This is a genomic window from Pseudoxanthobacter soli DSM 19599, from assembly GCF_900148505.1.
Classification (GTDB): domain Bacteria; phylum Pseudomonadota; class Alphaproteobacteria; order Rhizobiales; family Segnochrobactraceae; genus Pseudoxanthobacter; species Pseudoxanthobacter soli.
In genome coordinates this window covers 359,270-369,228 of sequence record NZ_FRXO01000006.1, presented here as the reverse complement: position 1 = coordinate 369,228, position 9,959 = coordinate 359,270, and the positions used below count along the sequence as shown (strand labels likewise).

The 9,959-nt window shown below is 68.3% G+C and carries 10 protein-coding genes; 2 read left to right on the top strand and 8 right to left on the bottom strand.

Annotation, left to right across the window (positions count from 1 at the left end; all coding sequences use genetic code 11):
• Positions 1 to 921: plasmid replication protein RepC (gene repC / locus BUF17_RS16385; protein ID WP_244530916.1), on the top strand; the 921-nt coding region annotated here is incomplete at its 5' end.
• A 181-nt stretch (positions 922 to 1,102) separates the two neighbouring features.
• Here repC and BUF17_RS16380 read toward each other — a convergent pair.
• The gene (locus BUF17_RS16380; RefSeq protein ID WP_073630605.1) at positions 1,103 to 1,501 is read right to left on the bottom strand and encodes a VOC family protein; all 399 of its coding nucleotides are present in this window, start codon (positions 1,499 to 1,501) and stop codon (positions 1,103 to 1,105) included.
• A gap of 96 nt (positions 1,502 to 1,597) precedes the next feature.
• On the opposite strand from BUF17_RS16380, the gene BUF17_RS16375 reads away from it, so the two are divergent.
• Positions 1,598 to 2,311: a helix-turn-helix transcriptional regulator gene (locus tag BUF17_RS16375; protein WP_073630603.1), complete on the top strand. Its 714-nt coding sequence runs from the start codon at positions 1,598 to 1,600 to the stop codon at positions 2,309 to 2,311.
• A 190-nt stretch (positions 2,312 to 2,501) separates the two neighbouring features.
• On the opposite strand, the gene BUF17_RS16370 is transcribed toward BUF17_RS16375, so the two are convergent.
• The 7 genes from BUF17_RS16370 to BUF17_RS16340 all read right to left on the bottom strand — a co-directional run bounded on the left by BUF17_RS16370 (position 2,502) and on the right by BUF17_RS16340 (position 9,943).
• Entirely contained in the window at positions 2,502 to 3,932 is a 1,431-nt protein-coding gene (locus BUF17_RS16370; protein WP_073630601.1) for an aldehyde dehydrogenase family protein, read from the bottom strand.
• A 32-nt stretch (positions 3,933 to 3,964) separates the two neighbouring features.
• Positions 3,965 to 5,281, bottom strand: a complete 1,317-nt coding sequence (locus BUF17_RS16365; protein ID WP_073630599.1) for an NAD(P)/FAD-dependent oxidoreductase — start codon at positions 5,279 to 5,281, stop codon at positions 3,965 to 3,967.
• A gap of 91 nt (positions 5,282 to 5,372) precedes the next feature.
• On the bottom strand, positions 5,373 to 6,470 hold the full coding sequence (locus BUF17_RS16360; RefSeq protein WP_073630597.1) for an ABC transporter ATP-binding protein: 1,098 nt from the start codon (positions 6,468 to 6,470) through the stop codon (positions 5,373 to 5,375).
• Positions 6,460 to 7,056: a helix-turn-helix domain-containing protein gene (locus BUF17_RS16355; protein WP_073630596.1), complete on the bottom strand. Its 597-nt coding sequence runs from the start codon at positions 7,054 to 7,056 to the stop codon at positions 6,460 to 6,462. The genes BUF17_RS16360 and BUF17_RS16355 overlap by 11 nt, the downstream gene beginning before the upstream one ends.
• 81 nt (positions 7,057 to 7,137) lie before the next feature.
• Entirely contained in the window at positions 7,138 to 8,205 is a 1,068-nt protein-coding gene (locus BUF17_RS16350) for an ABC transporter substrate-binding protein (RefSeq protein WP_073630594.1), read from the bottom strand.
• Between the two features lie 47 nt (positions 8,206 to 8,252).
• A complete protein-coding gene (locus BUF17_RS16345; protein WP_073630592.1) occupies positions 8,253 to 9,068 on the bottom strand; it encodes an ABC transporter permease in 816 nt (271 codons plus the stop codon).
• A complete protein-coding gene (locus BUF17_RS16340; protein ID WP_073630590.1) occupies positions 9,065 to 9,943 on the bottom strand; it encodes an ABC transporter permease in 879 nt (292 codons plus the stop codon). Before BUF17_RS16340 ends, BUF17_RS16345 begins: the two co-directional genes overlap by 4 nt.
• Positions 9,944 to 9,959 lie beyond the last annotated feature (16 nt).

The following is a 9,959-nucleotide window of genomic DNA, read 5'->3' as shown; positions in this document are numbered from 1 at the left end:
ATCCTCAAGATGATCGCCACCGGCGAGACCGAAGGCGTCGAGCCCGCGCGTTTCGCCGCCGCACCGGTCTCCGGCAGGGCAGGGGAGGGGGCTGCGATCGAGAGGTTCACGAGTTGGGACAGCGTGCGCGAGCGTTATGTCGAGATTGCCGGCCGGCTTCATCGCAAGGTGACGGACGTGGAGCTGGCCGAGATCGAGGCTGCGTTCGCGGCACTTGGACAAGCTGTGTCCAACATTCTGGAAAGTCACATCAAATTCCAGAATATCGGCGCCAATGAGTCTCAGAACGAGCGGCACAAACAGAATTCAAACCCAAACCGTTCCCTTGATTCTGAACCTCGCTTTCAAGAAAGCAGGGGCGAGGCCGGGCACAACACAAAACCCGCAGGGCAGGGGAGGGGAGAAGGGGCAAAACCAGGCACTGAGCCTGATGCCAGCACCACGGCCGAAATCGGGATTGAGGCCGATAGCAAATCGGAGGACACCCCGCCTTTGCCCGACGCGGATAGGGCAGGGGAGGCCGAAGCGCCGCCCGCGGCACGGCCGGACGGTGCGAAACCGGCCCGCGCCGCATCCGACGGTGCCTTCCCGCTCGGCATGGTGATGCAGGCCTGTCCGGACCTCGCCTCCTATGCCCCCGACGGCGTCCGAAACTGGCGCGATTTCCTAGACACCGCCGCCAAGGTCCGGCCCATGCTCGGCATCAGCCCCAGCGCCTGGGAGGAGGCGGAGAGCGTCATGGGCGAGGTCCGCGCCGCCATCACCGTCGCCGCCATCCTCCAGCGGGCCGAGACCATCTCCTCGCCCGGCGGATATCTCAGAAGCCTCACCGCAAAGGCCGAAACCGGCGCCTTCTCCCTCGGACCCATGCTTATGGCCCTCCTCGCCGCCAACAAGCCAAATCTCAGGAGATCAGCATGAGAAAGGCGATAACCCATTGAAATGGCGCCATACCTTGTGCGTTTAACAATTCAAGAAGGCCATTCATTGCGTCACGGGTCGATTTGCCGGATCGGAGCTGCGCCCCTCGCGAGCCGCCAATGCTGGCCGAAACCGCGCTCGCAAGGCGTCTTGCCGTCGAGCCTTCCGGGCCGGGAAAGCCCTATCGCGATCCGAAGCGCGCCTTGGCCGCTTCGGTCACGGGTGTGAACAGGCTGACGAGGGTGCCCTCCGGGTCACGGCATTGGAATGCGCGATTGCCCCATGGCAGCAGCTTGGACTCGTGCACCAGCTCGACCTCGTCCTTCAGGCGGGCGAATACGGCATCGACGTCGGCGACCATGAATTCCAGGATCGCCGTGCGGTTCGCGCCGGGCGCAGCACTTCCGGCTCTGAAGAGCGCGACCGTCTCGGCGCTGCCGATAGCCAATGTCGCGGCGGGGGTGACGATCTCGGCGAATTGCGGAGCCAGCCAGTCGGCGGTCTGGCCGGTCACCGTTTCATAGAAGGCAACCATCGCCGAGATGTCGGCGGCGATCAGACGGGTGGAGGCGAACTTCATCGATGGAGTCCTGTCGGGAACGAACCGGGCTTGTGTCCGACGGGTTTGTCGCACATCGCTGCTGACAGCGTTCCGTCAGCAGCGAGTGAGGGGCCGATGCGCCGCGCCGATCGCCTCTTCCAGATCATCCAGATCCTGCGCCGGTCCCCGAAACCGGTGACGGGTGCCGCCCTGGCCGCCGAACTCGAGGTGTCGATGCGCACCGTCTACCGCGACATCGCGGACCTGATGGCGCAGCGGGTGCCGATCGTCGGCGAAGCCGGCGTCGGCTACGTGCTCCACGCCGATTTCGACATGCCGGCGCTGATGCTGACGCCGGCTGAACTGGAAGCCATCGTTCTCGGGGTGCAGTGGGTCGTCGAGCGGGATGATCCGGCGCTGTCTTCTGCGGCCCGTGACGTTCTCGCCAAGGTGGCGACGGTCGTTCCCGGACATTTGAGGCCGTTCATTGCAGACCCCAGCACGGCGATCGAGCCACCCCTCGATGCCTCGCAGGGGGTGGTGGCGGTCGCGGGCCTGCGTGACGCCATCCGCGGACGGCGGAAGCTGCGCCTCCTGTACCGTGCCGGGAACGGCGAGCGCTCCGAACGTGTCGTATGGCCGGTCGTGCTCGGCTATTCCGACACCCGGCGCATCCTGATCGCATGGTGCGAGCGGCGACAGGCCTTCCGCCATTTCCGCACCGACCGGATGGAGGCCGCCGAGATCCTGGCGGAGCCGATCGGCGAACCGCGCAGCCTGCTGCTGCGGCGTTGGAAGGCATGGCGGTCGACGGAGCTGGCAGAGCGGGCGGACATGCGCCGCCCTTAGAGGGCTTGTCCATCTGACGGGAACATCAGATGGACGAGAAATCGCTCCAGATTCAAAAGCTTGAGCCTATCCTTGTCGTACAGATCGATCTGATCTGAACGGGATAGGCTCTAAGCTGTCCGGCAGGCGGTCTCGCCGACAGCCGGCGCCGTGAAACGGCCGCCGGCTGTCGTGAGAGGGAATGCGGTCGTCACGCGCCGTAGCCGACCATCCCCTTGATCTCCAGGAAGTCGCGCAGGCCGAAATCGGCATATTCGCGTCCGTTGCCGGACTGCTTGTAGCCGCCGAACGGCGCGAACAGGTCCCAGTCCGGATAGTTCAGATAGATCGACCCGGCCCGCAGCCGGCGGGCGACGCGGCGGGCCTGATCCATATCGCTGCCCTGGACATAGGCGGCGAGGCCGTAGGGCGTGTCGTTGGCGATGGCGACGGCCTGATCGACGCTCTCGTAGGGGATGATGGCGAGCACAGGCCCGAAGATCTCCTCGCGCTCGATGCGCATGCCCGGCTTCACGTCACCGAACACGGTCGGCTTGACATAATAGCCGGTCTCCAGCCCGTCCGGCTTGCCGGTGCCGCCGGCGACGAGCGTCGCGCCCTCGTCGATGCCGGCCTGGATCAGCGCCTGCACCTTGGCGAACTGCACGTCGCTGACGAGCGGACCGATCTCGGTCCCGGTGTCCGTGGGCGCTCCGACGCGAACCGCCTCGGCGGCGCGGCGGGCGATGGCGAGCGCCTCGGCGTGGCGCTCGGCCGGCACCAGCATCCGGGTCGGGGCGTCGCAGGACTGGCCGGTATTGGAGAAGCAGGCGTTCACGCCCTTCGTCACCGCCACGTCGAGATCGGCGTCGGGCAGCACGATGTTGGCCGACTTGCCGCCCAGTTCCTGCGCGACGCGCTTCACCGTCGCCGCGGCGTTGCGCGCGACATCGGTGCCGGCGCGGGTCGAGCCGGTGAACGACACCATGTCGATGTCGGGGTGCGAGGCGAGCGCGGCGCCGACTTCCGGCCCCGTGCCGTTGACGAGATTGAACACGCCCTTCGGGATGCCGGCCTCATGGACGATTTCGGCGAACACGATGCCGGAAATCGGCGCGATCTCGGAAGGCTTCAGCACCATCGTGCAGCCGGCGGCGATGGCGGGCGCCACCTTGCACATGATCTGGTTGAGCGGCCAGTTCCACGGCGTGATCAGCCCGACGACACCGACCGGCTCGTGGGTGACGACGGTCGCGCCGCGCACTTCATCGAATTCGAACCGCCGGAAGGCTTCAATGGTCGCCTCGAGGTGGCCCTGACCGGCATAGGCCTGCGAGTCGCGCGCGCGGGCGATGGGCGAACCCATTTCGCGGCTGATCGCCTGGGCGATGTCCTCGTAGCGGCGCTCATAGACCTGGAGCAGGCGCTCGAGGAGCGCGAGGCGCTCGTCCTTCGAGGTGAACTGGAAGCTGGCGAACGCCGCCCGCGCTGCCGCCACCGCCCGGTCGACATCGACCTGCGTGCCGAGCGAGGTGGTGGCGAACGCCGTCTCGGTCGCCGGGTCGATCACGTCGAGCGGCCGGGCTTCGGCCGGATCGACGAAGGCGCCGTCGATATAGAACTTCTGCGTGTTGGGGCTCATGGGGTGTCTCTCGTCGCGGGAAAGCAGGGGGATCAGATGCCGAGCGCGTTGCGTGCGCGGCCATAGGCGATGCGGATGGCCGCGCCGATCGGCCAGAAGCGGTGAAGCGGAAAGGTCTTGAACGGCCGCACCGGCATGTCGAGGGCGTTCGCGTCGGTGCCGGTCGCCCAGCGGGCCAGTTCGCCGCCCATCGCCGTCGCCATGGCGACGCCCCGGCCATTGTAGCCGATGCAGGCCATCAGGCCCGGCGCCGGGTTGGCGAGGGCCGGATAATGATCGGCGGTGATGGCGAGCTGGCCGTTCCAGCCGTGGGTCCACTCCACGTCGCCGAGGAACGGCCACAGCCTGCGGGTGTAGCGTTTGAGATCGGGGAAGCGGTCGGGGCCGTGCAGCGGCCGCAACCGGCTGCGTCCGCCGATAAGCAGCCGGCCGGCGGCATCGAGCCGGTAATAGACGGTGATGGATTCGTGCTCGTAGAGCACATGCCGGCCGGGCAGGATGCGGTCGGTCATGGCCTGCGGCAGCGGCGCGGAGGCGATGATGCCGCCATAGACCGGCACGACGGAGCGCTTCAGCCCCGGAAAGAGGTCGTCGGTGTAGCCGTTGGTGGCCAGAATCACCCGGCCCGCGCGCAGCCGGCCTTTCGGGCCGGTCAGCGTCCATCCGTCGGCGTCGCGCGTCAGCCCGCCGACCGGCGTCTGCGGGAACAGGTGCGCGCCGGCCGACGCCGCGGCCTGGGCCAGTCCGCGGCTGTAGGCGAGCGGATTGAGCGAGCCGCCGCGGCGGTCGAGCGCGCCGGCGGCGTAGCGCTCGCTGCCGGTGATCGCGGCCATTGCGGCGCGGTTCAGAAATTCGACCGGCGCGCCGCGCCGCTGAAGGTCGGCGGTCGCGCGTTCGAGAAAGGCGACCGAGCCGGCGCTGAAGGCCGCGCGGATCGTGCCGGTGCGCCGGGCCTCGCAGGCGATGCCGGCCTCGGCCACCATCTGGAACACCTTGTCCGGCGCGGAGCCGGAAAAGGCGATCATGCGGGCGCCAAGGTCCGGCCCGAACGTCTTCTCGATCTCGGACGGCTCGTGCTTCAGCCCCGGATTGACCTGTCCGCCGTTGCGGCCGGAAGCGCCCCAGCCGAAGCCGTTGGCCTCCACGACCGCGACGCTCACCCCCGCCTTGGCGAGATGATAGGCCGTCGACAATCCGGTGATGCCGCCGCCCACCACCACCACATCGCCCCGCCAGTCGCCGGAGAGCGGGGCGACCGGCGGTTCGGCCCCGGCCGTGAGGGCATAGACGGTGACGGCGTCTCGGTCACGGCGGCCGCTGCCGGCGTTGTCCGGGGTGTGTGCGTTCATGTCGGACCATCTCCGGCCGGGTGTGCGCAGGGGCCTTGCGAACGATGGCCCGTGGCACGGTGTCCGCGCAGGTGCGGCGAGCGGCGCATGATCAACCGGCGGCCGGCAGCAGCGCGCACGCCGCTCCGGCGCGCACCGACACGGACACGCGGTCGCCCTGTCCGACGGTCGGCGGCAGCGTGCCGCGGGTGACATCGGCCATCAGCGCCGTGCCGTCTGCGAGGTGCAGATGAACGCGCAGGCTTCGCCCATGGAACGAGGTGTTGTCGACGACGCCCGCAGTCGCGCCGGCGGACGGCTCCTCTGCGGCCGTCAGCACCACATCCTCGGGTCGGATGCCGGCGACGATCTCCGGTCCGGGCGGCACGGATGTGCCGGGACCGGACGCCACCGGGAAGGTCATTCCCCCGGCGGTGACCGTCGTCGTCGCGGCGTCCGCTCCGGCGATCCGCGCCGGCAGCAGGTTCATCGCGCCGATGAACCCGGCGACGAAGCGGGTGGCGGGACGGTCGTAGAGCGTGGCCGGCGATGCCGCCTGCTCGATGTGGCCCCGGTTCATCACCACGATGCGGTCCGAAATCGACAGCGCCTCGGTCTGGTCGTGGGTCACCATCACGAAGGTGGTGCCGAGGTCGCGCTGCAGCCGCTTCAGTTCGAGCTGCATCTGTTCTCGCAGATTGGCGTCGAGCGCGGAGAGCGGCTCGTCGAGCAGCAGCAGCCGCGGCTCGCAGACCAGCGCGCGCGCCAGCGCGACCCGCTGCTTCTGCCCGCCCGACAGGGCCTGAACGCGCTGCCCGGCCTTGTCGGACAGCCCGACCCGGGCAAGCGCCTCGCTGGCCCGCCGCTTCCGCTCCGCGCTCGCCATCGCGCGCAGCGACAATCCGAATTCGACATTCTCCGACACGTTCATGTGCGGAAACAGGGCGTAGTCCTGAAACACCGTGTTCACCGGCCGTGCGAACGGGCGCAGCGCGGTGATGTCGCGGCCGTCGATCAGCAGCCGGCCGGCGGTCGGGCTCTCGAAGCCGGCGATCACGCGCAGCGTGGTGGTCTTGCCGCAGCCGGAGGGGCCGAGCAAGCTGAGGAACTCGCCTTCCGCGATGTCGAGGCTGATATCGTCGAGCCCCACGATTCCGCCGCCGAAGCGCTTGCTCACCCGTTCCAGCCGCAGCAGTGCCTCATTCGCCATCGCGCGGCTCCTTCATCCTCTGGCTGTTGACCCAGACGATGCTGCACCGCTCGGACCGGGTGTTCCTGAAGGCGTGCAGCAGCGTGCTCTTGAACGCGAAGCTGTCGCCGGCGTGGAGCACGTAGCGCGTGGAATCCACCGTCAGCTCGATCTCTCCCTCGGTGACGAGCCCGAACTCGTGTCCCGAATGGGAATAGGCATCCGTGCCCCCGCCTGGCTCGACGATCACCATCATGCCGGTCAATCCGGCACCGGGGGGCGACAGCAGATCCTTGGCGATCCCCTCGGACTGGACCGGCAGCGGGCGCCGTTTGCCGGCGCGCACGCAATAGAGGTCGTTCTCCACCGCATCGTCCGCCACGATCAGCGCCGAGGGCGGGACGTCGAGCGCGGCGGCGAGCGGCCAGATCACCCGCACCCGCAGCGAGGTCAGGCCGCGCTCGATCTGGCTGAGGGCGCCGATGGAGATCCCGGCCCGGGCGGCCAGATCGGCGAGCGAGAGATTGCGGGCAAGCCGCAGGGCGCGCACGCGCCGCCCCACGCGGATGTCGGCCTCGTCGGCATCCTGGCTGGGTCTCTCCGTCATATCTGCAGCGTCATTCATCCCGCGATCCCTGTCGGCAACGGTCGTCCCGGCGGCGATCGCCGCCGGGAACGGAAGGCGACGTCAGCCGCCGGCCTTCACCTTCTCGAACATCTTGGCGAGTTCGTCGGCCTGCTTCATCGGCCCGGTGAAGATGGTGGTCTTCAGCGCGACGTTCGGGTCGGCGGGAAGCTGCAGGCTCTCCAGCGTCTCCTTCGGCACGGCGTCGAAGGCCGTCGTCGTCGAGGCGCCGTAACCGTAGTCCTCGATCAGCTTCTGGCCGGAACTCGCCTCCAGCCGGCTGTTGATGAAGTCGTAGACGAGATCGGCATGGGGCGTGCCCTTCAGCATCACGAAGCCGCAGGCCCAGGTGAGCATGCCTTCCTTCGGCTTCATGAACGTCACCGGCACGTTCTGCTTGCGCAGTGCCACCGCCGAGGCATTCCACGTCATCGCGGCGACGAGCTGTCCGCTGGCGAGCGCCTGTTCCACCGAGGTCATGTCGGTGGTGTAGCTCGACAGCAGCGGGCGCTGCTCGCGCAGCTTGTCCGCCACCTTGTCCATCTCGGCCGGCGTCATGTCGAACGGGTTCACCCCGGCGAGCACGGCGGCGACCAGCGGGGTGTCGTGCACCGCGTCGATGGTGGCGAGGCGGCCGCTATAGGCCTTGTCCCACAGAAGGTTCCAGCTCTGCTCGGGATCCTTCACGAGGTCGGTCCGGTAGAGGACCGAGGTATTGCCCCAGTCCCACGGCACCATCCACACCTTGCCCGGTCCGGCCTGCAGGTCCGGCAGGTCGCGGAACACCGGGAAGATCTTGTCCCAGTTCTTGATCCGGGAGATGTCGATGGGCTCGATCAGCCCTTCCTTGTTCCAGCGCGCGACCTTGTCGTAGCAGGGATGCGCGATGTCGGGCCGGAAGCCGGCTTTCACTTTCGTGAAGGCATCGTCGTCGTCGCCGAAGGTCGAGGCGTCGACGCCGTCCGGGTGCTCCTTGAGGAAGGCGGCGTCGAACTCGGGCAGCTCGTAGCCGGACCAGGTGAAGTAGGTCAGCTTGTCGGCCGCGCTGGCGGCGACCGGCGACAGCGCCGTCGCGCAGGCGACGGTGGCGGCAAGGAGGCTCGAAAGGATCGTTCTCGGCGTCTGAGACATGTCGGTCGTCCTCTGGTCGACGCTCTCTGGCGTCCTTCTGGAAGGGTTCAGTTCGGCAGGCGACGCAGGCCACGCCGGCGCAGCAGTTCGGCGGCACCGGCAATGACGATGGAGGTCACGAGGATCGCGGTGCCGAGCGCCATGACGGTCGGCAGCGATTTCGGAAAGCGCAGCTGGCTCCAGATGTAGAGCGGCAGGGTCGGCTGGGTGCCGGCGAGGAAGAAGGCGACGATGAACTCGTCGAAGCTCGTCAGGAATGCGAGCATGAAGGCGGAGACCGCCGCCGGCAGCGCCAGCGGCAGCATGATGCGGCGGAACACGACGGCGTCGCTGGCGCCGAGGTCCTGCGCGACTTCGGGAATGCTGCGCGGCACGGCGGCGAGACTGCCGCGGATGACGATCACGGTGGTCGGCAGCGCCACCAGCACATGGCCGAGCACGATCGCGAGCCGCGACGGGCCGAGGCCGATCAGGTTGACCGCGATCAAAAGCGCGATGCCGATCACCACCCCGGGAATGAGGATCGGCATCCGCGCGAGCCCGGCGATCACCCGGGAGAGCCGCGACCCGATCGTCAGCTCCGCATAGGCGATGGTCAGGCCGCACAGCGTGGCGACGAACGCCGCGCTGATCCCGATGCCGATCGAGGTGAACAGCGCCGCCCGCAGTGCCTCGTTGCCGGCGAGCCCGCGGTACCAGTCGAGGGTGAAGCCCTGCAGCGGAAACGCCGCCTGGACGGAGTTGTTGAACGAAAACAGCGGGATCAGCACGATCGGCAGATAGAGGAAGATCAGATAGCCGACGATGTAGACGCCGAGCCAGCGCGGCCTGCGGGGACCGGGAAGGGGGGTGTCGTGGCTCATGCGCGGCTCCCGAAGCGGCGGTCGATCCGGCGGACGCCGAGAATGACGACGAGGATCACCAGCATGACGACAAGGGCGATGGCGGAGCCGAACGGCCAGTCCTGCGCCTTGCCGAACTGGGCCTGGATCAGGCTGCCGATCATGGTGCTGTTGGGGCCGCCGACCAGCGCCGGGGTGACGTAGTCGCCGACGGTCGGCACGAACACGACGACGGCGCCGGCCAGCACGCCCGGCATGGAGTTCGGCAGGATGATCCGCCGGAACACGGTGAACGGCCTGGCGCCGAGATCCGCCGCCGCCTCGGTCAGCGACCGCGGAATGGCGTCGAGCGAGACCAGGATCGGCAGGATGGCGAAGGGCGCGTAGGCGTGGGCGAGCGTCAGCACCACCGCCGCGGGCGTGTTGAGGAACGCGGTCGAGGGCTCGCTCCAGATGCCCGCCGCCATCAGGCCGGAATTGAGCACGCCGTTATAGGCGAGCACGATCTTCCAGGCGAACACCCGCAGCAGATAACTGGTCCAGAACGGCAGGGTCACCAGGAACAGGATCAGCCCGCGCGACCGGGCGTGGAACGACAGGTAGAACGCGACCGGATAGGCGGTGACCACGGTTGCGGCGGTCACGAGGCCGGCGATCACGAGCGAGCGCAGGATCACGATCCCGTAGAGCGGCTCGGTCGCGAGAATCTGGAAATTCCCGAGGGTGAAGCCGGCGCCGAACAGCGAACCGTCATTGAAGCGGAAGGCCAGAACGCACAGGAGCGCCAGCGCGAAGAGGATCAACCCCAGGGTGACGGCCGCGCCGGGCAGCGTAAGCGCCAGGCGGAAGGCCGTGCCGCCCGGCCGGGTCCGTTCAGAAGTGCCGCGCTTGGCCATCGCCGCCTCAGTTTCA